Genomic DNA, 22,906 nt, shown 5'->3' with positions numbered 1-22,906 from the left:
ATCATTGAATGTCAATCAATCAAGAAGCCCTTCATGTTCTGCTCAAAGATCCGTTTATTCAGAAACTGATTGATGCAGAGCCTGTATTCTGGGCAAATCCGGGCAAGAAAGAGGGTTTGTTATTCCATGCAGATGAGTGGGAAAGTGAGATAGCGGAGGCAGAAAAAAGGCTGAGGCGGTTTGCCCCTTACATTGCCAAGGTGTTTCCTGAGACGAAAGATGCCAAAGGAATGATCGAGTCTCCGCTTTTTGAAATGCAGCATATGAAGGAAAAGCTGGAAGCGGCATATCAGCAGCCATTTCCGGGAAGGTGGCTTTTAAAGTGCGACCATGAGCTTCCGATTTCAGGATCGATTAAAGCGCGGGGCGGGATTTATGAAGTATTAAAGCATGCTGAAAAGCTGGCGCTTCAAGAAGGAATGCTACAGGAATCCGATGATTACAGCATGTTACAGGAAGACCGGTTTGCCGCGTTTTTCTCCCGCTATTCGATTGCTGTCGGTTCGACAGGAAATCTTGGATTAAGCATCGGCATCATCGGTGCAGCACTCGGATTTCGCGTGACAGTGCATATGTCCGCCGATGCTAAGCAGTGGAAAAAGGATCTCCTTCGCCAAAAGGGTGTCACTGTCATGGAGTATGAATCAGATTACAGTGAAGCGGTGAAAGAAGGGAGACGGCAGGCGGAACAAGATCCATTCTGTTATTTCATTGATGATGAACACTCCCGTCAGCTGTTTCTAGGATATGCTGTTGCCGCCAGCCGTTTAAAAACGCAGCTCGACTGTATGGAAATACAGCCAGGACCTGAAACGCCGCTGTTTGTGTACCTGCCGTGCGGTGTCGGCGGAGGGCCGGGCGGTGTGGCATTTGGGCTGAAGCTTTTATATGGAGACCATGTTCATGTGTTTTTCGGCGAACCGACTCATTCACCATGTATGCTGTTAGGGCTTTATTCCGGACTCCATGAGCAGATTTCTGTCAAGGATATCGGCCTGGATAATCGGACGGCTGCTGACGGGCTTGCCGTAGGGAGGCCGTCAGGGTTTGTCGGTAAGCTGATTGAACCGCTGCTGAGCGGCTGTTATACCGTAGAGGACGATACGCTTTATGCCTTGCTTCATATGCTGGCTGTCTCTGAAAGTAAATATTTAGAGCCCTCTGCTCTTGCCGGCATGTTTGGACCGATTCGGCTCTTTTCGACTGAAGAAGGAAGACGCTATAGTCAGAAACATAAGATGGAACATGCTGTACATGTCGTCTGGGGAACGGGAGGAAGCATGGTTCCAAAAGAAGAAATGGCTGCGTATAACCGAATTGGTGCAGATTTGCTGAAAACGAAATGAAAAAATAAGCAGACAGTGAAAGGGTTTTCCGTTACAATCTTTGTAAGGGTTTTAACCTTCAGAGAGTCAGGTGTAAACAGTGAAAAATAAAGAGCTTAATTTACATACTTTATATACAAAACACAATCGTGAGTCTTGGTCTGGCTTTGGGGGACATTTGTCGATTGCTGTTTCTGAAGAAGAGGCAAAAGCCGTGGAAGGGCTGAATGATTATCTATCTGTTGAAGAAGTGGAAACGATTTATATTCCGCTTGTTCGCCTGCTTCATTTGCATGTTAAGTCTGCAGCCGAACGCAATAAGCATGTCAATGTTTTTTTAAAGCACCCTCATTCAGCCAAAATTCCGTTTATTATCGGCATCGCCGGCAGTGTGGCAGTCGGAAAAAGCACGACGGCGCGGATATTGCAGAAGCTGCTTTCGCGTTTGCCGGATCGCCCTAAAGTGAGCCTTATCACGACAGATGGTTTTTTATTTCCTACAGCCGAGCTGAAAAAGAAAAACATGATGTCACGAAAAGGGTTTCCTGAAAGCTATGACGTAAAGGCGCTGCTCGAATTTTTGAATGACTTAAAATCAGGAAAAGACAGCGTAAAGGCCCCGGTGTATTCCCATCTCACCTATGACCGCGAGGAAGGTGTGTTCGAGGTTGTAGAACAGGCCGATATTGTGATTATTGAAGGCATTAATGTTCTTCAGTCGCCCACCCTGGAGGACGACCGGAAAAATCCGCGTATTTTTGTTTCCGATTTCTTTGATTTTTCGATTTATGTGGATGCGGACGAAAGCCGGATTTTCACTTGGTATTTAGAGCGTTTTCGTCTGCTTCGGGAAACAGCTTTTCAAAATCCCGATTCTTATTTTCATAAATTTAAAGACTTGTCTGATCAGGAGGCTGACGAAATGGCTGCATCGATTTGGGAGAGTGTCAACCGGCCGAATTTATATGAAAATATTTTGCCGACTAAATTCAGGTCAGATCTCATTTTGCGTAAGGGAGACGGGCATAAGGTTGAGGAAGTGCTGGTAAGGCGGGTATAATATCGTGCATCATATCGAACTGTATGTTTCTGATTTGGAAGCGTCTCTACGATTTTGGGGATGGTTCTTAAAAGAACTTGGCTATAAAGAGTATCAAAAATGGAGCTCAGGCATCAGTTGGAAGAAAGATTGTTTTTACCTTGTGATTGTGCAGGCGAAAGAGCAGTTTCTAGAGCCGGAATACCACAGATGCCGTGTTGGGCTGAACCATCTCGCATTTCATGCTGAATCCAAGCTTCAAGTAGACCTGATGACCGGAAAATTGATGGCAAAAGGCTATCGTGTGTTGTACCGAGATCGGCATCCTTTTGCCGGAGGAGACGGGCATTATGCAGTCTATTGTGAGGATCCGGACCGGATTAAGGTAGAGCTCGTTGCCCCAAGCGGTTAATCGTGATCTTCGGACAGGCTGTTAAGCTTTTTCTCAATGCGATCCAGCTGCGCTTTTCGGTTCTTCGCATATTTGAAGCTTGTAACAGCTGCAAAGATGACAGCGGCAAACATAATAAATACGAAAAGCTGAAACATCATATCGCCTATATTCATGTTCATCACCTCATTGTTGCGGGAGAGATTGATTCTCTCCCGTTTTTTTATTTAAAGTGGCTTTTCCAGTCTGGTTTGGTGTTTTGTGATGTCCATTTTCATCTGCCGATAGGCGAACGCTAAAAATGGCAGGCCGAGCAGGGTGATGCCGCTCAGAACAGAAAAAATAAAAATCGGCCGGCCAGCGCCAAATAGGTCTATACATATACCCCCGATCCAGGGGCCGATGACGTTTCCGAGCTGTGAAAAACCGATTGCCCCGAAATAAGTGCCTTTTAATCCTGGTTTTGCAATCTGGTCTACAAACAAATCCATCATAGAGAATAAAAGCACTTCGCCGATTGTAAATGTGACCACAATCATCACAAGTGACGAAACACCGTGTGATATGGTGAAAATGGCCATGCTGATACTAACCATCACATTACCGAGCATCAGGGAGCAAAGCGGCGAAAAACGTTTTGCAAAATGGACGATGGGAAATTGCGTCGTCAACACAACGATTGCGTTTAATGTCAGCATCAACCCATACAGCTTCGTTCCATTGCCGATCAAGGGGTTCTGCGCCATATACTGCGGGAATGTGGAACTGAACTGTGAGTAGCCGAAGGTGCATAGCGTAATGCCGACCAAAGCAATTGTAAAAAGATGATCCTTTTGCGTCACCATAAACGCTTCCCGCACGCTCATATTTCGGGGTTGGTCTGATGCTGACGATGATGGATGTTTTTTAAATTGGATGGCAAGCACGAGTCCGTATAGTCCGTAAATGACTGCAGGCACCAAAAAGGGTGCGGTCGATTGCGATGAGCCGAAATACAGGCCGAGCACCGGTCCGAAGACAACGCCGATATTAATAGCTGCATAGCGTAAATTAAAAACAAGCAGTCTCGTTTTTTCTTCTGTCATATCAGACAGCAAGGCCTTTGAAGCGGGCTCGAACAGTGATTTGCAAAGTCCGTTTAATGCGTTTACCACAAAAAATACCCAGAGATGAGATGCCGCCGCAAATCCTGCAAATACCAGCATCCAGCCGAAAATGGACACGAGCATCATGTTTTTTCTGCCGAATTTGTCTGAGATATATCCGCCGTAAAAGCTTGCAAGGATGCCGACTGATGAGCTTGCGGCGATGACCAGCCCTGCATAGGAAGCAGATGCGCCTTGGACGGCTGTTAAATAAATCGCTAAAAAAGGAATGCTCATCGATGTTGCCATTCTGCCGAAAATGGTTCCGATGATAATTGTCCAGCTGATGGGGTGGATATCTTTCCATTTCTTCATGAATCGTATTCTCTCCTGTATGTAAGAATCTTTTTCTATCATATATGAAAAAATTTCCTTCTCCAATGGGGGATTCAAAATATTTTGTTATTGACATTTACTACAAAACATGTCTGATTGTAGGATTGCAATATACCATGTGTGGAGGATACGGGGCTGACGGAGTTTACATCGTTGAAATTGAGGTTAAAGCATTCGGAAGGAAAATGACGATATGTCCGGCGCTTATGTCTGTGGTGAAAGCACAATATTAATTGATGCTGGAATGCCGGGCGTTTTAAAGCGATTCGGCAGAACATGGAAGCAAACGGAAGTCCGTTTGAAACATTACAGGCAGTGATTTAACCCATCAGGATGTGGATCAAGTTTCGGAAATGCTCAGTGATGCCGGACATGAGGTCAAAATTTACACTGAAAGCCGACATTAGCCGCAGAACAGCAGAAGGGGCCGTGTCTCTTCTGAATGATGACACGCTTGAGAATAGACAGTTTTGAGGGGCTGTACGTTTCTTTTTTTATGGCCTGCGTTTAAGAGAACAGCCCTTGGTTGGTGACATAGTCATAAATGATATCTTCTATATGCGCATGCAGATCCTCATCGGGTTCTTCATCCCGTCTCTCTTCTAAGGCTGCTTTCAGGCTTTGTTTTTCATATGGGCTTAACGGATCTATGGCAACATTTCTGCCGTATTGACGCAGTGCCTGTCCCATCATTTTTTCGACAAATTTCTCCATCATGACTCTCCTATCTTTGTGCTTCGCTTTTATTCTACTAAATGTTTTTCTTCTCTCAAACCCTTGGATCATATTTTCTGTCAGACAAGAATGATTTACCAGTATAAAACGAACATACTTTCGCATATAATAGAAAAACGAACATAAGTTCTTTTTAGAGGTGTGTATGATGAAAGAAAAAGTGATTTTTCTCGTTGACATGCAATCGTTTTATGCATCTGTAGAGAAAGCGGAAAATCCACATTTGAAAAATAGGCCCGTCATTGTTTCGGGTGACCCTGAAAAAAGGGGCGGAGTCGTATTGGCTGCCTGCCCGCTGGCGAAACAAAAGGGTGTGGCGAATGCTTCACGGCTGTGGGAGGCGCAGGAAAAGTGCCCTGAAGCTGTTGTGCTCCGGCCCCGTATGCAGCGGTATATTGATGTATCACTGCAAATTACGGCCATTTTAGAGGAGTATACAGACCTTGTAGAGCCGTATTCCATCGATGAACAGTTCATGGACATTACAGGCAGCCAGAAGCTGTTTGGGACGCCGGAAGAGATCGCAAACAGCATTCAGGGCAGAATCATGCGGGAGATCGGCATTTATGCGCGGGTCGGAATCGGTCCTAATAAAGCGCTAGCCAAAATCGCGTGCGACAATTTTGCCAAAAAGAATAAGAACGGTATTTTTACCTTAACGAAAGAAAATATGAAAACCGAAATGTGGCCGCTTCCGGTGGGCAGCATGTTTGGCGTTGGGAGCCGCATGAAGCATCATTTAAACCGGATGGGCATCAGCACGATCGGCGGGCTTGCGGCTTTTCCGCTCGATCTTTTAAAAAAGAAATGGGGCATTAACGGCCATGTGCTGTGGATGACGGCGAACGGGATCGACTATTCTCCTGTGTCAACTTCGTCTCTGGACGGACAAAAGGCGATTGGCCATGGAATGACTCTCCCGAAAGACTACGAACACTTTGATAAAGAAATCAAGATCGTACTGCTGGAACTGAGTGAAGAGGTGTGCAGGCGAAGCCGAAACGCTGGGATAATGGGGCAGACGGTGTCAGTGAGCTGCCGGGGTGCTGATTTTGATTGGCCAACGGGCTTCAACCGGCAAGTGAAGCTGGCGGAGCCGACGAATTCTACCCAGGATGTATATGAGGCTGTATGCCGGCTGTTTCTTACGTTTTGGGACGGGAAGCCTGTCCGCCGCCTCGGGGTCAATCTGTCTCAGCTCTCATCTGATGACATATGGCAGCTCAATTTATTTCAGGATTATGCAAAGAAAATGAGCCTTGGCTATGTGATGGATGGCATTAAAAACCGGTTCGGCGACACAGCCATCATCAGGGCGGCGTCACTGACAGCGGCAGGCCAGGCATTTGAACGTGCGGCTAAAATAGGAGGGCACTATAAATGAATGACCATTTAAAAAGAGGCAACCTGCTGTGGGAAGGGAGCAGGATGTTTCTGCCGGAACATAAACAAAGCCTGCTTGAGAGAAAGCGCCATAAACAGAAGCTGCAAAAGCCGATCCTTGATCCTGATAAGCTGGAGGAAATGAATCAAACGCTTTGCACCGCGATGGAGTTTGCTCAGAATGTCACTGTCAGCTGCTTTCAGGACGGTGAAATTGTCCGCTGCACCGGGAAAATCTGCCGTTATGAAGAGTTTGAAAAAACAGTATGGATAAAAGGAGACGAGGATCAGCTTTATAAGCTGAAACTTAATCAGGTGCTTGATATTGTGCTGTAACGTTTCTCCCTCCTGCATTGGGGGGGAGAAATATGTGTAAAAATACCAAACATTGTTCCCTCGGCAATCTGGAAACGTATGATACAGGAAAGAAGGCATTTACAATTCCAGTCAGGCAAAATATAATTTTTATATTGTGAGAAAAAAAGAGCTGACATTCGTTTTGCCAGACGGAGGGAGATCAAATCGTAATGGATATTCGAACAATCACGTCTTCAGATTATGAAATGGTAACGTCTGTAATGAATGAATGGTGGGGCGGCAGACAGCTGAAAGAAAAATTGCCGAGACTATTTTTTGAGCATTTTCAGGACACAAGCTTTATTACATCTGAAGATAACAGCATGACCGGATTTTTAATCGGGTTTCAATCGCAATCGGATCCTGAAACGGCATACATCCATTTTTCCGGTGTGCATCCGGATTTCAGAAAAATGCAAATTGGAAAACAATTATACGATGTCTTTATTGAAACGGTAAAACAAAGAGGCTGCACCCGGGTAAAATGCGTCACTTCACCTGTGAATAAGGTATCAATCGCGTATCACACAAAATTGGGATTTGACATTGAAAAGGGCACCAAAACGGTAAATGGCATCTCAGTGTTTGCAAACTACGATGGCCCGGGCCAAGATAAGGTACTGTTTGTCAAAAACATATGAGGAGGAAATATGATGGATTTTTTATCAAAAACACCTGAGCCACCTTACTATGCAGTCATTTTTTCATCTGTCAAAAGCGAAAATGACATAGGATATGGAGAAACAGCGGAGCGGATGGTATCGCTTGCGGCGGATCAGCCGGGATTTTTAGGCGTCGAAAGTGTTCGTGAAGCGGATGGAAGGGGCATAACTGTTTCCTACTGGGACAGTATCGACGCCATTAACCACTGGAAGCATCACACTGAACATCAAGCGGCAAAAGAAAAAGGAAAAAGCGTTTGGTACGAGTTGTATGCAGTCCGCATCGCAAAAGTCGAGAGGCAGCGGCTGTTTTCAGGAGAAGAGAAATGATTGAATTTCTTGAGCATAAGGGAGACATCACAGCGCGTGAGATTATTGCCGTGCAGCAGCCCGCGTACATAAAAGAAGCGGAGCTTATCGGTTTTGACGGTATTCCTGCCTTACAAGAGAAGCCGAAGGATATTCAAGCATCTCATGAACAGTTTGCGGGATATCGGAAAGACGGCAAACTGTTCGGTGTCATTTCATATGAGATAAACATGCATCATCTCACCATTTGCAGGCTTGTGGTGCATCCTAGCGGTTTCAGAAAAGGGATTGGACGAGCACTTCTGCAATTTGTCATCGATCAAAACGAAGACGCTGAGAAAATCGAAGTAGTCACAGCTGAGAAAAATACACCGGCCGTATCGCTCTATACACAGGCGGGATTTCAAAAGGCAGAAACCGTCAAAGCCGCGGAGGGTCTATTGCTGTCTGTCTTTCATTTGTATCCGGAACGAAAAGTTGAAGTCGTTCTCTACAATGAAAAATGGACGGAATGTTTCGATGAAGAAAAAGAACGGCTGAAGCTTGTGTTCGGACCGGAGATCATTGCTGTTCATCATATCGGAAGCACATCAATCCCGAACATGGCAGCAAAGCCAATCATTGATATATTAATTGAAGTCAGAAGCATTGAAGCGGTGAGCCAATATGATACACAAATGAAGGCTATCGGCTATACACCGAGAGGAGAAAACGGCATAGCTGGCAGACGTTATTTCCAAAAGGGCGGAAATAAACGCACTCATCATGTCCATATGTACGAAAAGGGAAACCCTGCTATTGAAAGGCACCTGTTATTCAGAGATTATCTCAGAGCTCATCCAGAAATAGCGGAAGAATATGCCGTTCTCAAAAAACAGCTGGCTGCCCAGCATCCGGACTGCATCAATCTATACATACAAGGGAAAGATGATTGGATCAAGACTGCAGAAGAAAATGCAAAGCGATGGAAAGAAGGCAGAAACAATGCGAATGGAAGCGTTGTATGCTACAATTGCGAAAATGATGAAAACGGGGGTCTCACCTTATGAACATACATGTGACAGATGCAGCAAAACAGGCACTGCAGCAGGCGTTTGACGCCAACCCGGGAAAAAAAGCCCAGCTTCGTTACGATGCAGAAGGATGCGGCTGTGCGGTAAGCGGTGTACCGACAATCTGGCTGGCTGAAGAATTAACGGGACAGTGCGAACGGCTGGAAACAAACGGCATCCCGCTGTATATCCAATCATCGCAAAAAGTGTTTTTTGACGATCAAATGACGATCGATTACAATGAAAAAGCCAAAACACTGGCGCTGAAAAGCCCAGCTGAAATGCTCAGCCCCAGAATGAGCATATTAGTAAAGTAGGGAGATACGAAACGTGGAACAAAAGCTGAAGGCAATGAAGAACACAGCACAAAATAAAACGTGGGTATCCTTCCTAAATCAAAACCATCCCTATACTTTGCTCCACTGGTCAATTGGAGGAGCAGAATCCGTCAAAAAAGATGTTTGGCTATTGCAGGATGAAATGACATTCGAAACGCAGGAGTTTACAACGATAGATCTTGCGATTGAATGGATCAGAGAAAATATGGATGGCATTACCGACGTTTTGTGAAATGGAAAAGCGAAAGAGCCCGAAGAGGCCTTTCGCTTTTTTATTATGGACAGAAAACCCCGGGCTAGGTCTAAGGTTCCGAGTAGCTTCCAGCGTGGTGCTAGCGATGTTTGCTTAGCCAACCAAAATATCTGCCGTAGGAGTTGTGAAAGAAAAGTTATCGAGATTATCGAAGTAACAGCGTGCAAAGCCACATCCATATGTTCATGGGCACTCTGCCAAAAGAAGAAAAATCATTGGAGTGTCGTAAAAAACTAAGAGGGTTTTGACGTTATAGAGGAAGGAGTGAGAGTTATAGCTCACTCTTTTTTTGTTTAATTGTCAACAACTTCATAGTGGGAAACACTAGGTGTTACGGGCTGTTATGGTTATTCGTTGACATTATGACAACACTTCTATATCATTATACCGTCTTAGTCTTTAGGCTGATAGATTGATAAGTTTTTAGTGTGAAAGGAGAACAGGATTGTGGAGGAACAAAAGAAAAATCAGCTAGGAGCGCTACTGAAAGAGCATTTACGAAAAAGGTCTTTATCATTAAGGGAATTGAGCGAACGCACACAAATTGATAAAGCGACCATTTCGAGAATCATCAATGGCAAAAGAAAAGCAAACCTGAACCATTTACAAAGGTTTTCAGACAGTCTTGGCGTTTCTTTTGATGAGCTGATGACGGCTGCAGGCTATACAATGGAGAAGAAGCAGGACAACGACCGTCCGGATATTCACTCATCAATTGACGAAATTGAAGACGTTTTGCAAACCTCAAATGTCTATGACCGGTCTTTTACGATGGAAGAGCTGAAAAGCAAATTGACTGAGTACCAGCAATATTCTCAGACAGAGGAAGGGAAGCGTACGATTCAGGACGAGTTTGAACATAAAGTCGAGAAAGTCAGCGGCATCGGTCCTTTCCTGACCCGTTTGCAAGACATGTATTTCAGATTTACTACGGGTCGCGGGACGCCGCGTGAAATGCTGCTGATAGGCGGTGCTTTGCTGTATTTCATTGCTCCTGTTGATGTTATACCGGATTATATTTTTCCGATTGGCTATATCGATGACGCCGCAGCGATTCAACTCGTCTTCAACCAATTGTCACCTAAATCATAATGGAGCATGTTAAAGATGAAACAAAAACAAATCAACATTGACATCAGTCTTCTGCTCATTTTATTTAGTCTGTTTTGTATCAGTTTACTGGCTGTTTACAGCGGATCGGGGCAGTATGAAACACAGGACCCTTTTTATTTTGCCAAACGGCAGGTCATTTGGTATCTTGTCGGGTTTGGCATAATGGCAGGAACAGCTTATATCGATTACGAGCTGCTCGAACGATTGGCGCTCAGGTTATTTGTAGGAACTGTTTTTCTCCTCATTCTCGTTCATTTTTTTGGAACGTATAAAAATGGTTCACAAAGGTGGATAAGCTTCGGGGTGTTAGAAATCCAGCCTACAGAATTTATGAAGATTATTTTGATTCTTCTGTTGGCTTCGGTACTCAATCAATATCAGCATAAAAGGTTCTCCTTCACAGAGAGCATCATTCCGACGGGTAAAATCATGGTGTACACAATGATTCCGTTTTTCTTCATATTGATTCAGCCTGATTTAGGCTCTGCATTGGTGATTTTGTCGATTGCATTCACGTTAATGCTGGTCTCGGGGATTTCGGGCAGAATGATCATGTCCCTGTCACTTGGATTCATAGCATTAATCGCCTTTTTGACGTTTTTGCACAATTATTACTTTGAGATGTTTTCAAAGATCATTAAACCTCATCAGCTTGATAGGATATATGGCTGGCTCAGCCCTCATGAACATGCATCTACATATGGATACCAGCTGACGCAGTCGTTATTGGCGATAGGATCGGGTCAGCTGACAGGAAGCGGCTTTACCCATGGAGTCCAAGTTCAAGGAGGGAAAATTCCGGAGGCTCATACCGATTTTATATTCGCCGTGATTGGTGAGGAGTTCGGTTTTTTGGGTGCCGTAACATTAATCTGTCTGTATTTTCTGATGATCTACAGAATTATTAGGATTGCAATGCGATCCAACAGTCTGTTCGGTGTTTATATATCTGCGGGGGTTGCAGGTTTAATTATATTCCAAGTGTTTCAAAATATTGGGATGACAATCGGATTAATGCCGGTGACAGGGCTCGCTCTTCCGTTTATCAGCTATGGCGGCAGTGCGCTGTTGACCAATATGATTGCTTTAGGTCTCGTTTTCAGTGTGAATATCAGATCTAAGCAGTATATGTTCGGCAGGGGGTGGGATTGAAGGTGCTTAGGGTGATTCTTTCCCATCTAAAAAAGCTTGATTATGTTTTGATCGCATCGGTTCTGTTTTTATCTTCGCTTGGTTTGCTGATGGTTTACAGCGCCGGCTACCCCCTCGGATATATAAAGTACGGTAATGGCAGCTATTTTTTTGTGAAGCAGCTGCAATGGCTGCTCATCGGTTTGACCTTTTTTTCGGCTGCCGTCTTTTTCCCTTATAAAGCTTACGGCAAACTCATCCGGTTTTTAGTGAAGCTTTCTTTTTTGATGCTGATTCTCGTTTTGTTGCCGGGGATTGGGGTGGAGAAAAACAATTCTCAAAGGTGGATTCATTTCGGTTCGCTCATCATTCAGCCGTCTGAGGCCGTAAAGCTTGTGATGGTTATTTATTTTGCTTACGTGTATGCAAAAAAGCAGAGATACATCGCCAATTTCGGAAAGGGCGTCATGCCCCCGCTGCTCATTTTGGCGGCCATGTTCTTTCTAATCTTAAAACAGCCGGACTTGGGCACCGCCGTTTCGATCCTATTAAGCTGCGGAGCTGTTCTGCTATGCGCCGGCATCAGAAAACGGCATTTATTGCTTCTCGGGACAATGGCCGGGGCCGGCATCGCATATTTTGCTATGACGGCGCCGTACCGGTTAAGAAGGCTGACATCGTTCAGGGATCCTTTTCAGGATGAAAACGGAGACGGCTACCAGTTAATCAATTCCTACCTTGCCATCGATTCTGGCGGGTTCTGGGGAAATGGATTGGGGAACAGCGTTCAAAAGCTGGGATTTCTTCCTGAAGCCCATACGGACTTTATTATGGCGGTCATTACCGAGGAACTCGGCGGGGCCGGGCTCTTGATGATCATCGGGGCTTACCTGTTAATGATGTTCAGAGGCGTGCGGATCGCTGTGCAAATCAATGATCCGTTTGGAAAGCTGCTGGCGATCGGCCTTACCTTCCAGATCATGATTCAAGCGTTATTTAACCTTGGCGCTGTTTTAGGCCTTCTCCCTATTACCGGAATTCCTCTTCCGTTTGTCAGTTATGGCGGTTCTTCGTTAATGTTCATGCTGATTTCAGCCGGGATATTGGTCAACATCTCCTCACACGTTAAGCGAAGTAAAAAAAGTGAGGCCTATCTTTTATAGAAGGCCTCATTTTTTGTTGAAAAACTAGGTAGGGCCTAAGACTTGGGCATTTTTATTTTGTCTAAAAATTCCTGCACCGTTTTTCGGTATGTGTCCCGGTTTTTCGTATACGACATGGCGTGTTCACCGTTATCGGCAATATACAGTGCCTTCGGTCCGGTTTTCTTTTCATAAAGCCGCTCGGTTGAAGAAACGGGAATATAGTCATCATCCTTACTGTGAATAAAGAGGACCGGTTTTTTGATTTTTTCAATGACAGCAAGCGGAGATACTTCGCGTGCGCGATAGCCGCCCCTCAGCTTCAAAAAGAAGTCGGCGATGGGGAGCAGCGGCCAAGACGGGAGCCTGTATTCCGTTTTTAGTCGATAGGCAAGCTGTTCATCAAAACGTGCGAAGGGGCAATCGGCTATATAAAAATCAGCGCCATCATCACAGTGTTCACCAGCGTAAAGCAGGGCAGTCGCAGCTCCCATTGATTCACCGTGAACTCCAATCAATCCGCGATGGCCTGTTTTATTCTTGGCCCAGCTGACAACCTCGCTGAGATCATCCTTTTCATAAAACCCGTAGCTAGTCGTTTTTCCGCCGCTTTGTCCGTGTCGGCGATGGTCATAAACAATCACATTCCAGCCGAGATCAAGAAATAAATGCATATATTTAAGAGAATTCAGCACATTCATCGTCACCCCGTGGCAGATAATAATGGTGTTTGGTGTGTCATGTGGTGCGACATGGTAGCCTTTTATATCATACCCGTAAGCGGATGGTATCACAAAAGCGGTTTTCTTCATTCGTTCAAAGGATTCAAACACATCATGTCCGTCGTCTGTCTCTCTTTTGATAATGTCTTCATCTGTCTTTTTCTTGATAAAGAGAATGATATTTGAAAAAACAATTCCGATTGCGATAACAGCGGCTAAGAGAGCGCCAATGGCCAAAAGGATTTTCTTCAAAAGTCACAGCACCTTTCAACTAAATACAGGAAATTTATACTTGAAATCATTATACCTAAACAGTGCTGTGCTGATCAAAAAAGTTTTCAGAAGAGAGTCCGCTTGTTCGGTCTATATGCTCCGTGATAAACTGGCCTCAAAACAAAACACGGGGGAAGCGTACATGAAAAAACAAACATCCACTGACAAACATCAGTTAAAAGACGACCTTCAATCCGACATCAAAGCAAAGCTTATGGAGATGAAGAGCCAATTGAAGGAAGAGGAAGAAAAGAGGCAAGAAAGAGAAAAAGCAGAACAGATCAGAAAGAAAAAAGAGATAGAAAAAAACAAAAGCTTTGAAGAGCTCCTTAATGAAAGCCAAATAGATTGGCATCAATATAAATAAACCAGCACCCATATAGGTGCTGGTTTTTCTGTTATGAGCGGTGTGCTTCGTAAACGTCTTGTTTCGTATGAGATTGGAGCGCTTTGATTTCTTCTTCGCTTAAACGCCGTGCGTTTGCAGCCTGAACGTTTTCCCGTAACTGCTCAATCTTACTGGCGCCTGTAATGACTGAGGTGACAGCCGGTTGTGCTAACAGATATTGCAGCGACTTTTCTGTCATGGACAGATCGGGCGCGACATTCTCGATCGCTTTGCGGGCATTTGTCAATTCCTCAAACGAATAGGATAAGTACCCGTTTTGTTTGATGCTGTCCGCCACTTGTTTAAGCGGTTTTTCAGTTAAGAGCCCTTTGGCAACCGGACCTCTGGCGACTACGCTGATTTGATGTTCCTCTAAAAGCGGAAGCCATTCCTCGGGGCGTCTGTCAAACAGGCTGAACTGCATCATAATACTGACGATGTTTGATTTTTTCACATATTCTTTTATCACATTTGGGCGGATGGAAGAAATACCGTAGTAACGGATCACACCTTCTTGTTTTAATTCCTCAAACGCTTCGATCGTTTCATCAATGTTGTCCTCTATCGTGCCGCCGTGAAGCTGATAAAGGTCGATATAATCCGTTTTCAGCCGTGCAAGACTCTTTTTTACGGCTTCTTTTATGTAAGCTTTTGAAGGGTCCCAATACCAGCCTTCGCTTTCGTCATTCCAGCGGTTTCCCGCTTTCGTTGCCAAAATAATATCTTGGCGTCTGTTTTGGATCGCATCACCGACGATTTCTTCGTTGCGTCCGCGGTCATACAAATCCGCTGTGTCCAAATAGTTGATGCCAAGCTCGATCGCTTCATCCAGGATGAACAAGGCTTTGTTTTTTTCAGTTCCAAGAGACATACAGCCGAGCCCGACTTCGCTTATTTCTAAATCAGATGTACCCAGTTTGCGCTTTTTCATGTGCACACTCCTTTTTTAGGCTTTGTATTGACCGTAATATAAAGGAGCTAAAGTTTCAACTTTTACGGCTTAGAGACCCAATCCTTTACATATTGGAATGTGCGTCCGTACTCCTTTAACTTCGCCCGAATCTCCCATGCTTTTCCGACTAAGACAACACCTTTTGGCATGCGGTGCACTTTCACGAGGAAGCCCCCTTTTTTCTAGTATGATAAAATGTATGGGGCATCATATAGAGACAGAACGGGAGATGAAGAAATGAAATCATTAGAAGAAAAAACAATTGCCAAAGAACAGATCTTTTCAGGTAAAGTCATTGATCTTTATGTAGAGGACGTTGAGCTGCCAAACGGGATAACGAGTAAACGTGAAATTGTAAAACACCCTGGAGCTGTAGCCATATTAGCTGTCACAGATGAAGGGAAAATCATCATGGTGAAACAATTCCGCAAGCCGCTTGAGCGGACGATCGTTGAAATTCCTGCCGGAAAGCTTGAAAAAGGGGAGGAGCCGGAGTACACGGCACTTCGGGAGCTTGAAGAGGAAACGGGGTATACAGCGAAAAAACTGACAAAAATCACTGCGTTTTATACATCGCCCGGCTTTGCTGATGAAATAGTCCACGTGTTTCTTGCTGAAGAGCTTTCTGTACTCGAAGAAAAACGGGAGCTTGATGAGGACGAGTTTGTTGAAGTGATGGAGGTGACGCTTGAAGATGCGCTGAAGCTGGTTGAGTCGCGTGAAGTATATGATGCTAAAACAGCCTATGCGATTCAGTATCTTCAGCTGAAAGAAGCGCTCCAAGCACAAAAATGAAAAAGATTTACGCGGATTTGCACATTCATATCGGCCGGACCTTTACAGGAAGGGCTGTCAAAATAACAGGCGCCAAAACGCTAACGCTAGACCGAATTTTGGTTGAAGCCAGTGAACATAAAGGAATTGAACTTCTTGGTATTATCGACTGTCATTCTCCGGAAGTCATCCTAGAGCTTGAGGAAGGCATTTCATCTGGAAGATATCACGAGCTTGACGGCGGGGGGATTCGTTATCGCAGCACGACTCTTTTATTAGGAAGCGAACTGGAGATTTATGATGAAGCCTGCAGCGGGCCGATCCATGTGCTCGTCTTTATGCCGACGCTGGCTGATATGAAGCTGTTTTCAAACTGGCTGTCAGCGCGGCTGAAAAATATTCACTTAAGCTCACAACGGATTTATGAAACGGGCTTGAATCTGCAAAAAAAAGTGAAGGAAATGGGCGGGCTGTTTATCCCCGCCCATATCTTTACACCGCATAAAAGCTTATATGGAAAAGGGGTTAAATCAAGTTTAACCGAGGTTTTTGATCCCACTATGATAGATGCGGTGGAGCTTGGATTAAGCTGTGATACAGACATGGCTTCACACGTATCTGAGTTGAATCAGTATACTTTTTTAACAAATTCTGATGCACATTCGTTAGCCAAAATCGGCAGAGAATATAATGAACTATATGTACAGTCAGCTGATTTTACTGAATTTGCTCTTGCATTAAGGGGGCAGGGTGAAAGGACAATTACTGCAAATTACGGCTTGGACCCGCTATTGGGGAAATATTATCAGACGGCTTGCGAAGCGTGCGGAGAACCTGCTGTGAGCGGGGAAACGGCGTGCGCGAATTGCGGAAATGCCAGATTTACTAAGGGAGTCAGCGAAAGATTGCGTGAATTGAGTGATCAGACTGAAGTTCGCGTCTCGCGTCCGCGATATGTTCATCAGATCCCGCTGCAATTTGTTCCGGGTGTCGGTCCGAAAACGCTGGACAAACTAAAAAAAGCCTTCGGAACAGAAATGGCTGTTCTTCATGAGGCTGCAGAAGAAGAGTTGGCTCGCGTTGTCCCGCCGAAAACCGCGGCTCTTATTGTAAAAGCGAGATCCGGAAAGCTGGAGTTGAAAGCCGGAGGAGGAGGAACCTACGGGAAAGTTAAACGGTGAGTTAAAGATTAACTAAGTTCCTCCTGCACTTTTCTTTTTGTCCGGATAAAGGTGATCAGCTGGATGATTTCGTCTTCACTCAGCGGCTTGCCATCAACAGAAATGTTAAAGTCAAGGCTGCTCCACGTGGTCAATTCAATGGTCTGAGGAGCAGTCTGCTTTTGTTTCTCGCGGCCCAAAAGTTCATCGCAGGTTGTGTCAAAGAGGTCAGCCAGCATGGCAAGTGCCTCAAGCGAAGGCCGGCGGTAGCCTGACTCGTAGCCGGCATATGTGCTTTTTGCGATACCCAGAAGGTCAGCTGTATATTGAAGCGACCAATTTTTCTTTTTTCTCAATTCAGTTAAACGATCTAGATTCATGAACTTCCGCTCCTTTTTCACCTTGAGCTGATTATATCATATAGGTATTAGGAAGTGTACGCGAATTGAATAATAATGTCTTGCGTATTTTTTTTTCCGTGTCTATAATTGCATTAAAAGTATGCGAAAAGCGAATGCCTTCTCGCAACCCATCTTTAGATACAGTGAAGAGGTGCATGGTATGAAAAAATTATTGATGTTGACAACTGGGGGAACGATTGCTTCAGTTGAAGGGGAAAATGGGCTGGCTCCCGGAGTCAAGGCTGATGAATTATTAAGTTACGTATCAAAACTTGATAACGATTACACGATGGAAACTCAGTCACTTATGAATATAGACAGCACCAATATGCAGCCTGAATACTGGGTGGAAATAGCGGAAGCCGTTAAGGAAAATTATGATGCCTATGACGGATTTGTTATTACACACGGTACAGATACAATGGCCTATACATCTGCCGCACTCTCATATATGCTACAGCATGCCAAAAAGCCAATTGTCATCACCGGCTCGCAGATTCCGATCACATTCCAAAAAACTGATGCCAAAAAAAATATTACAGACGCGATTCGCTTTGCCTGTGAAGGCGTGGGCGGCGTTTATGTTGTGTTTGACGGCAGAGTCATCCAAGGAACGCGTGCGATCAAATTAAGAACGAAAAGCTACGACGCATTTGAAAGCATCAATTACCCATATATTGCTTTTATCAATGAAGACGGGATCGAATACAACAAACAAGTAACGGAACCTGAGAACGACACCTTCACAGTTGATACTTCACTATGCACTGATGTATGTCTGCTGAAGCTGCATCCAGGCTTAAAGCCTGAAATGTTTGATGCCCTGAAAAGCATGTACAGAGGAATTGTCATTGAGAGTTATGGCAGCGGGGGAGTGCCATTTGAAGGCAGAGACATTTTGTCAAAAGTGAATGAACTGATCGAAAGCGGCATTGTCGTCGTGATCACAACTCAATGTCTGGAAGAAGGCGAAGACATGAGCATTTACGAGGTCGGCCGCAGAGTCAATCAAGACTTAATTATCCGATCCAGAAATATGAACACAGAAGCAATCGTGCCAAAATTGATGTGGGCACTCGGCCAGTCTTCGGATCTTCCAGTCGTCAAGAGAATTATGGAAACACCGATTGCTGATGACGTTGTCCTGTAAAATCACAGAAACTATGACCAACAAAGAGAAAGTGGGTTAAAGATTATGTTAAACGGCCAAAAAGAATACCGCGTGGAAAAAGACTTCCTTGGAGAAAAACAAATTGAAGCTGATGTTTATTACGGAATCCAGACGCTCCGTGCTTCTGAAAACTTCCCGATTACGGGATACAAGATCCATGAAGAAATGATTAACGCGCTGGCGATTGTAAAAAAAGCTGCGGCTCTTGCCAACATGGACGTGAAACGGCTGTATGAAGGAATTGGCCAAGCTATCGTACAAGCAGCTGACGAGATTCTGGAAGGCAAATGGCACGATCAGTTTATCGTCGATCCGATTCAGGGCGGTGCCGGAACTTCTATGAACATGAATGCGAATGAGGTTATCGGAAACCGGGCGCTTGAAATCATGGGACATAAAAAGGGAGACTATATCCATTTAAGCCCAAACACACATGTGAATATGTCACAGTCTACAAACGATGTATTCCCGACCGCTATTCATATTTCTACATTGAAGCTGTTGGAAAAACTGCTGAAAACAATGGAAGATATGCATAGTGTGTTCAAACAAAAAGCACAGGAATTTGATTCTGTTATTAAAATGGGCCGGACACACCTTCAAGACGCTGTTCCGATTCGTCTTGGCCAGGAATTCGAAGCGTATAGCCGTGTTCTGGAGCGTGATATCAAACGGATCAAGCAATCACGCCAGCACCTGTATGAAGTCAACATGGGCGCAACTGCTGTAGGTACAGGCCTGAACGCCGATCCTGAATATATCAAACAGGTTGTAAAGCACCTTGCTGATATCAGCGGTCTTCCCCTTGTCGGAGCTGATCATCTCGTTGATGCGACACAAAATACAGATGCCTATACAGAGGTATCGGCTTCATTAAAGGTCTGCATGATGAACATGTCTAAGATTGCAAACGACCTTCGCTTGATGGCATCAGGCCCGCGCGCCGGACTTGCGGAAATTTCTCTGCCAGCACGTCAGCCGGGATCATCCATTATGCCGGGGAAAGTCAATCCGGTTATGGCCGAGCTAATCAACCAAATTGCATTCCAGGTCATTGGAAACGATAATACAATCTGCCTTGCTTCAGAAGCCGGCCAGCTTGAATTGAACGTCATGGAGCCAGTGCTTGTCTTTAACTTGCTTCAATCCATCAGCATCATGAACAACGGCTTCCGTTCGTTCACTGACTATTGCTTAAAAGGCATCGAAGCCAACGAAAAACGCTTGAAACAATACGTGGAAAAAAGCGCAGGAGTGATCACTGCAGTCAATCCGCACCTTGGGTATGAAGCGGCAGCCCGGATTGCCCGGGAAGCAATAATGACAGGCCAATCAGTCCGTGATCTATGCCTGCAGCATGATGTGCTGACAGAAGAAGAGTTAGATCTTATTCTAAACCCATATGAGATGACAAAACCAGGTATTGCAGGGAAAGAACTATTAGAAAAATAAAATTTAAACAAAATACAGCTTATTCATCTCCGTATAGCCCGGATGAATAAGCTGTTTACAACATAGGGATGAGGAAGTATAGTATACGTGTTGCACTATTTATTGAAAGCGTTTTAGCTTTTTACATGAAGGGGGACTTCTTTTGAAGGATGTAAGACTGCCAACACTATTCGAAATTATTATTGTCCTAGGATCATTTTTAGCACTTGTCATGTCGTTTACAGTCTTTTTAGACTTGCCGATACAGCTCGCGCTCTTCATTTCCTGGTTTATCGCAATGATTCTCGGAATCAGACTCGGTTATTCTTATAAAGATATGCAAAATGCCATCCTGAATGGAATATCAAACGGTCTTGAAGCCGTTCTGATTCTTGTTTCAGTAGGAGCACTTATTGGAACATGGATCGCCGGAGGGATTGTACCGACTCTGATTTACTATGGTTTAGAATTTATTCACCCTAGCATCTTTTTACTTGCAACGTTAATTATTTGTTCAATTATGTCTGTAGCAACAGGAACGTCATGGGGAACAGTCGGAACTGCCGGCATTGCCATGATTGCAATTGGAGAGGGATTAGGCCTTCCGCTTCCTCTTGTAGCTGGAGCTATTCTATCAGGCGCTTATTTCGGGGACAAGCTGTCTCCTCTGTCTGACAGCACAGTTCTGGCTTCTTCGCTATCAAAAGTGGATGTCTTAGATCATGTCAGAGCAATGCTCTTTTTATCTGTGCCAGCATATGTGATTACAGCAATTTTATTTACAATTACCGGCTTTATGTACGGCGGGAAAAATATTGACCTTGATAAAGTTGAATTCTTGAAATCATCTCTGCAAAATACGTTTGACATTCATATTTGGATGCTGATCCCAGCTGTTGTCGTGATTATCTTATTGGCGATGAAAAAGCCGTCAATGCCGGTTATCGTAATTGGCGCTTTGCTTGGCGCTGTCTGGGCTGTTGTTTTCCAAGGCATGAATCCAGCGGATGCGATTGCAACTGCCTACAACGGATTCTCGATTAAAACAGATGTTGAATTCTTGAACGGCCTGTTAAATCGCGGAGGCATCGTTGGAATGCTCGGTTCCCTTGTCGTCATTATCTTTGGTCTCGGATTTGGCGGACTGCTTGAAAAGCTTGGCGTCTTAAAAGTGATCGTCTCTATGTTTGAAAAGAAATTAACATCACCGGGCAACGTCACTTTATCTACGCTGATTGTAGCGTTTTTAGCGAACATTTTCGGCTGTGCGATGTATGTTTCTCTTATTTTGACACCGAAGATTATGGAAAACAGCTATGATCGATTAAATCTCGACAGAAGAGTGCTATCCCGTAATTCAGAGGTCGGAGGAACATTAACTTCAGGTATGGTTCCTTGGTCTGATAACGGTATTTACATGGCGGGGATACTAGGAGTTTCTACCTTCTCTTATCTGCCGTTTATGTGGCTCAGTTTTGTTGCAATAGGTCTTGCTATTATCTATGGTTATACAGGAAAATTTATATGGTATACGAAAAACAATACAGTTAAAGCCGAAAAACTAGGCTAATAGGGGAGGATCACTGAATGATAGCGAAACACATGATTCGGACACTGATGATCGAAACGCCTTCGGTTCCCGGAAATCTTGGAAGGGTAGCTACGGCAATCGGCCTTCTGGGCGGGGATATTGGTGAAGTGGAGACGGTAAAAGTCGGACCCAATTACACAATGCGGAATATTACCGTTCAAGTGGAGAATGAAGAACAGCTTCAGGAAGTGATCGCGGCTGTACAGGCCTTGGGAGAAGGGATCAGGCTTCACACCGTATCTGATGAAGTCCTGTCCGCACATGAAGGCGGAAAAATCCAAATGAAAAGCAAAATGCCGATCCGCTCACTGGCAGAGCTCGGACGTGTCTATACACCAGGTGTAGCAGACGTGTGCAGGCTGATCGAAAAAGAACCTGAAAAAGCGTCTATTTATACAACGATCAGCAATTCTGTGGCGATTGTAACGGATGGAACGGCAATTCTCGGTCTTGGGAATATTGGCTCTGTGGCAGGCATGCCTGTCATGGAAGGAAAGGCTGCTCTGTTTGATCAGCTGGCGGGTATTAGCGGTATTCCGATATTGCTGGATACGAGTGATCCTGAAGAAATCATCAAAACGGTAAAGCATATTTCTCCGGGTTTTAACGGCATCCTGCTTGAAGATATCGGCTCGCCGCATTGCTTCGAAATCGAGGACCGCCTAAAAGAGGAGCTGAACATCCCTGTTATGCATGATGATCAGCACGGTACAGCTGTTGTCACGCTGGCAGCTGCCATCTCGGCATGCAGGAGTGCGGGTGTTGACCTGAAAGAAGCGAAAGTGGGACAAATCGGCCTGGGCGCAGCAGGCGTTGCCATCTGCCGGATGTTTATGGCCTACGGCGTGAAAGCAGTGTACGGAACAGACAAATCAGAGGCAGCAATGAACCGTCTCGAACAATACGGCGGACAGGCAGTTGCCAGCATTGAGAAGCTCATGGAAACGTGTGACATTGTCGTTGCCACAACGGGCGTTCCGGGGTTAATTAAACCAGCATTTGTGCGTTCTGGCCAGGTGATTTTGGCTTTATCGAATCCGAAGCCGGAAATTGAGCCGGAGGCCGCGCTGCAGGCTGGCGCCGCTTATGCCGCTGACGGGCGTTCTGTTAATAATGTACTCGGTTTCCCGGGGATTTTCAGAGGAGCGCTCAACGCAAAAAGCAAGGAGATTAATCATGATATGCTTGTCGCAGCAGCAGAGGCCATCGCAGCCTGCACAAAACAAGGCGATGTAGTCCCTCAGCCGCTTGATTCAAAAGTCCATCATATGGTAGCAGCTGCGGTTGAGCACGCCGCTCTTACCGCAGTAAAATAAATGAAGGAAAACAGCA

The 22,906-nt window shown here is 44.9% G+C and carries 25 protein-coding genes and 2 pseudogenes; 20 read left to right on the top strand and 7 right to left on the bottom strand.

The window, feature by feature from the left end; translation table 11 throughout:
* The first annotated feature begins 8 nt into the window (after nt 1-8).
* The 3 genes and pseudogenes from dsdA (at nt 9) to AC0C66_RS04685 (ending at nt 2,776) form a co-directional block, all read left to right on the top strand.
* Nucleotides 9-1,365 (top strand): annotated as a pseudogene (gene dsdA, locus AC0C66_RS04695) (D-serine ammonia-lyase).
* A gap of 60 nt (nt 1,366-1,425) precedes the next feature.
* Nucleotides 1,426-2,385: a type I pantothenate kinase gene (gene coaA, locus AC0C66_RS04690; RefSeq protein WP_014114300.1), complete on the top strand. Its 960-nt coding sequence runs from the start codon at nt 1,426-1,428 to the stop codon at nt 2,383-2,385.
* 4 nt (nt 2,386-2,389) lie between these two features.
* Complete coding sequence (locus AC0C66_RS04685; protein ID WP_072182168.1) at nt 2,390-2,776, top strand: VOC family protein; 387 nt, start codon at nt 2,390-2,392, stop codon at nt 2,774-2,776.
* Here AC0C66_RS04685 and AC0C66_RS04680 read toward each other — a convergent pair.
* The 3 genes from AC0C66_RS04680 to AC0C66_RS04670 form a co-directional block, all read right to left on the bottom strand.
* Nucleotides 2,773-2,931 (bottom strand): hypothetical protein, encoded by a 159-nt coding sequence (locus tag AC0C66_RS04680; RefSeq protein WP_165766225.1) that lies wholly within the window; start codon nt 2,929-2,931, stop codon nt 2,773-2,775. The genes AC0C66_RS04685 and AC0C66_RS04680 overlap by 4 nt on opposite strands.
* A 51-nt stretch (nt 2,932-2,982) precedes the next feature.
* The gene (locus AC0C66_RS04675) at nt 2,983-4,215 is read right to left on the bottom strand and encodes an MDR family MFS transporter (RefSeq protein ID WP_409508974.1); all 1,233 of its coding nucleotides are present in this window, start codon (nt 4,213-4,215) and stop codon (nt 2,983-2,985) included.
* Between the two features lie 528 nt (nt 4,216-4,743).
* Nucleotides 4,744-4,950: a YqzH family protein gene (locus AC0C66_RS04670; RefSeq protein WP_061187593.1), complete on the bottom strand. Its 207-nt coding sequence runs from the start codon at nt 4,948-4,950 to the stop codon at nt 4,744-4,746.
* A gap of 166 nt (nt 4,951-5,116) precedes the next feature.
* Here AC0C66_RS04670 and AC0C66_RS04665 point away from each other — a divergent pair, with 166 nt between their 5' ends.
* The 10 genes and pseudogenes from AC0C66_RS04665 (at nt 5,117) to ftsW (ending at nt 12,732) form a co-directional block, all read left to right on the top strand.
* Nucleotides 5,117-6,355 carry a DNA polymerase IV gene (locus AC0C66_RS04665; protein WP_072182165.1) on the top strand — a complete coding sequence of 413 codons (1,239 nt, stop codon included), beginning with the start codon at nt 5,117-5,119 and terminating at the stop codon, nt 6,353-6,355.
* Nucleotides 6,352-6,690, top strand: a complete 339-nt coding sequence (locus tag AC0C66_RS04660) for a YolD-like family protein (RefSeq protein ID WP_014114291.1) — start codon at nt 6,352-6,354, stop codon at nt 6,688-6,690. Before AC0C66_RS04665 ends, AC0C66_RS04660 begins: the two co-directional genes overlap by 4 nt.
* Before the next feature lie 191 nt (nt 6,691-6,881).
* Nucleotides 6,882-7,352 (top strand): GNAT family N-acetyltransferase, encoded by a 471-nt coding sequence (locus AC0C66_RS04655; RefSeq protein WP_014114290.1) that lies wholly within the window; start codon nt 6,882-6,884, stop codon nt 7,350-7,352.
* Between the two features lie 9 nt (nt 7,353-7,361).
* A pseudogene (locus AC0C66_RS04650) lies at nt 7,362-7,707 on the top strand (antibiotic biosynthesis monooxygenase family protein).
* Nucleotides 7,700-8,731: a GNAT family N-acetyltransferase gene (locus tag AC0C66_RS04645; protein ID WP_461845600.1), complete on the top strand. Its 1,032-nt coding sequence runs from the start codon at nt 7,700-7,702 to the stop codon at nt 8,729-8,731. Before AC0C66_RS04650 ends, AC0C66_RS04645 begins: the two are co-directional and overlap by 8 nt.
* Nucleotides 8,728-9,051: an iron-sulfur cluster biosynthesis family protein gene (locus tag AC0C66_RS04640; protein WP_072182162.1), complete on the top strand. Its 324-nt coding sequence runs from the start codon at nt 8,728-8,730 to the stop codon at nt 9,049-9,051. The genes AC0C66_RS04645 and AC0C66_RS04640 overlap by 4 nt, the downstream gene beginning before the upstream one ends.
* A 13-nt stretch (nt 9,052-9,064) precedes the next feature.
* Entirely contained in the window at nt 9,065-9,304 is a 240-nt protein-coding gene (locus AC0C66_RS04635) for a YqkC family protein (RefSeq protein ID WP_003226554.1), read from the top strand.
* Between the two features lie 468 nt (nt 9,305-9,772).
* Nucleotides 9,773-10,417: a helix-turn-helix domain-containing protein gene (locus AC0C66_RS04630; protein WP_061187596.1), complete on the top strand. Its 645-nt coding sequence runs from the start codon at nt 9,773-9,775 to the stop codon at nt 10,415-10,417.
* A gap of 15 nt (nt 10,418-10,432) precedes the next feature.
* On the top strand, nt 10,433-11,590 hold the full coding sequence (gene rodA, locus AC0C66_RS04625; RefSeq protein WP_072182161.1) for a rod shape-determining protein RodA: 1,158 nt from the start codon (nt 10,433-10,435) through the stop codon (nt 11,588-11,590).
* Complete coding sequence (gene ftsW, locus AC0C66_RS04620; protein ID WP_072182160.1) at nt 11,587-12,732, top strand: putative lipid II flippase FtsW; 1,146 nt, start codon at nt 11,587-11,589, stop codon at nt 12,730-12,732. Before rodA ends, ftsW begins: the two co-directional genes overlap by 4 nt.
* Nucleotides 12,733-12,767: 35 nt before the next feature.
* On the opposite strand, the gene AC0C66_RS04615 is transcribed toward ftsW, so the two are convergent.
* Nucleotides 12,768-13,685: an alpha/beta hydrolase gene (locus AC0C66_RS04615; RefSeq protein ID WP_072182159.1), complete on the bottom strand. Its 918-nt coding sequence runs from the start codon at nt 13,683-13,685 to the stop codon at nt 12,768-12,770.
* Between the two features lie 163 nt (nt 13,686-13,848).
* On the opposite strand from AC0C66_RS04615, the gene AC0C66_RS04610 reads away from it, so the two are divergent.
* Nucleotides 13,849-14,073 (top strand): YqkE family protein, encoded by a 225-nt coding sequence (locus AC0C66_RS04610; protein WP_072182176.1) that lies wholly within the window; start codon nt 13,849-13,851, stop codon nt 14,071-14,073.
* 31 nt (nt 14,074-14,104) lie between these two features.
* Here AC0C66_RS04610 and AC0C66_RS04605 read toward each other — a convergent pair whose 3' ends face one another.
* Both AC0C66_RS04605 and mciZ read right to left on the bottom strand, forming a co-directional pair.
* The gene (locus AC0C66_RS04605; protein WP_072182158.1) at nt 14,105-15,025 is read right to left on the bottom strand and encodes an aldo/keto reductase; all 921 of its coding nucleotides are present in this window, start codon (nt 15,023-15,025) and stop codon (nt 14,105-14,107) included.
* Nucleotides 15,026-15,087: 62 nt separating this feature from the next.
* A complete protein-coding gene (gene mciZ, locus AC0C66_RS04600) occupies nt 15,088-15,210 on the bottom strand; it encodes a Z-ring formation inhibitor MciZ (protein ID WP_014114281.1) in 123 nt (40 codons plus the stop codon).
* 73 nt (nt 15,211-15,283) lie between these two features.
* On the opposite strand from mciZ, the gene nudF reads away from it, so the two are divergent.
* Entirely contained in the window at nt 15,284-15,841 is a 558-nt protein-coding gene (nudF, locus tag AC0C66_RS04595) for an ADP-ribose pyrophosphatase (protein ID WP_088679261.1), read from the top strand.
* Nucleotides 15,838-17,001, top strand: a complete 1,164-nt coding sequence (locus tag AC0C66_RS04590) for a TIGR00375 family protein (RefSeq protein ID WP_061187603.1) — start codon at nt 15,838-15,840, stop codon at nt 16,999-17,001. The genes nudF and AC0C66_RS04590 overlap by 4 nt, the downstream gene beginning before the upstream one ends.
* 8 nt (nt 17,002-17,009) lie before the next feature.
* On the opposite strand, the gene ansR is transcribed toward AC0C66_RS04590, so the two are convergent.
* Nucleotides 17,010-17,360 (bottom strand): HTH-type transcriptional regulator AnsR, encoded by a 351-nt coding sequence (ansR, locus tag AC0C66_RS04585; protein WP_014114278.1) that lies wholly within the window; start codon nt 17,358-17,360, stop codon nt 17,010-17,012.
* 181 nt (nt 17,361-17,541) lie between these two features.
* Here ansR and ansA point away from each other — a divergent pair, with 181 nt between their 5' ends.
* From ansA to AC0C66_RS04565, 4 genes are all read left to right on the top strand, one after another.
* Nucleotides 17,542-18,531 carry an asparaginase gene (gene ansA / locus AC0C66_RS04580; protein WP_003223983.1) on the top strand — a complete coding sequence of 330 codons (990 nt, stop codon included), beginning with the start codon at nt 17,542-17,544 and terminating at the stop codon, nt 18,529-18,531.
* A 45-nt stretch (nt 18,532-18,576) separates the two neighbouring features.
* Nucleotides 18,577-20,004, top strand: a complete 1,428-nt coding sequence (gene aspA / locus AC0C66_RS04575) for an aspartate ammonia-lyase (RefSeq protein ID WP_014114276.1) — start codon at nt 18,577-18,579, stop codon at nt 20,002-20,004.
* Between the two features lie 142 nt (nt 20,005-20,146).
* Nucleotides 20,147-21,553 (top strand): malate-H+/Na+-lactate antiporter MleN, encoded by a 1,407-nt coding sequence (gene mleN / locus AC0C66_RS04570; protein WP_061187604.1) that lies wholly within the window; start codon nt 20,147-20,149, stop codon nt 21,551-21,553.
* A gap of 17 nt (nt 21,554-21,570) precedes the next feature.
* Complete coding sequence (locus tag AC0C66_RS04565) at nt 21,571-22,890, top strand: NAD-dependent malic enzyme (RefSeq protein ID WP_072183677.1); 1,320 nt, start codon at nt 21,571-21,573, stop codon at nt 22,888-22,890.
* The last annotated feature ends 16 nt before the right edge of the window (nt 22,891-22,906 follow it).

The organism is Bacillus sp. VA13 (assembly GCF_055710085.1).
This window is presented reverse-complemented; position numbering and strand designations above follow the sequence as displayed.

Coding starts and splice junctions, on each gene's coding strand:
- AC0C66_RS04675 (WP_409508974.1), bottom strand. CDS start 4,215: ATGAAGAAATGGAAAGATATCCACCCCATCAGCTGGACAATTATCATC.
- ansA (WP_003223983.1), top strand. CDS start 17,542: ATGAAAAAATTATTGATGTTGACAACTGGGGGAACGATTGCTTCAGTT.
- AC0C66_RS04605 (WP_072182158.1), bottom strand. CDS start 15,025: ATGAAAAAGCGCAAACTGGGTACATCTGATTTAGAAATAAGCGAAGTC.
- AC0C66_RS04640 (WP_072182162.1), top strand. CDS start 8,728: ATGAACATACATGTGACAGATGCAGCAAAACAGGCACTGCAGCAGGCG.
- AC0C66_RS04665 (WP_072182165.1), top strand. CDS start 5,117: ATGATGAAAGAAAAAGTGATTTTTCTCGTTGACATGCAATCGTTTTAT.
- AC0C66_RS04680 (WP_165766225.1), bottom strand. CDS start 2,931: ATGAATATAGGCGATATGATGTTTCAGCTTTTCGTATTTATTATGTTT.
- AC0C66_RS04610 (WP_072182176.1), top strand. CDS start 13,849: ATGAAAAAACAAACATCCACTGACAAACATCAGTTAAAAGACGACCTT.
- nudF (WP_088679261.1), top strand. CDS start 15,284: ATGAAATCATTAGAAGAAAAAACAATTGCCAAAGAACAGATCTTTTCA.
- rodA (WP_072182161.1), top strand. CDS start 10,433: ATGAAACAAAAACAAATCAACATTGACATCAGTCTTCTGCTCATTTTA.
- AC0C66_RS04565 (WP_072183677.1), top strand. CDS start 21,571: ATGATAGCGAAACACATGATTCGGACACTGATGATCGAAACGCCTTCG.
- AC0C66_RS04645 (WP_461845600.1), top strand. CDS start 7,700: ATGATTGAATTTCTTGAGCATAAGGGAGACATCACAGCGCGTGAGATT.
- AC0C66_RS04590 (WP_061187603.1), top strand. CDS start 15,838: ATGAAAAAGATTTACGCGGATTTGCACATTCATATCGGCCGGACCTTT.
- AC0C66_RS04660 (WP_014114291.1), top strand. CDS start 6,352: ATGAATGACCATTTAAAAAGAGGCAACCTGCTGTGGGAAGGGAGCAGG.
- AC0C66_RS04655 (WP_014114290.1), top strand. CDS start 6,882: ATGGATATTCGAACAATCACGTCTTCAGATTATGAAATGGTAACGTCT.
- ansR (WP_014114278.1), bottom strand. CDS start 17,360: ATGAATCTAGATCGTTTAACTGAATTGAGAAAAAAGAAAAATTGGTCG.
- AC0C66_RS04670 (WP_061187593.1), bottom strand. CDS start 4,950: ATGGAGAAATTTGTCGAAAAAATGATGGGACAGGCACTGCGTCAATAC.
- aspA (WP_014114276.1), top strand. CDS start 18,577: ATGTTAAACGGCCAAAAAGAATACCGCGTGGAAAAAGACTTCCTTGGA.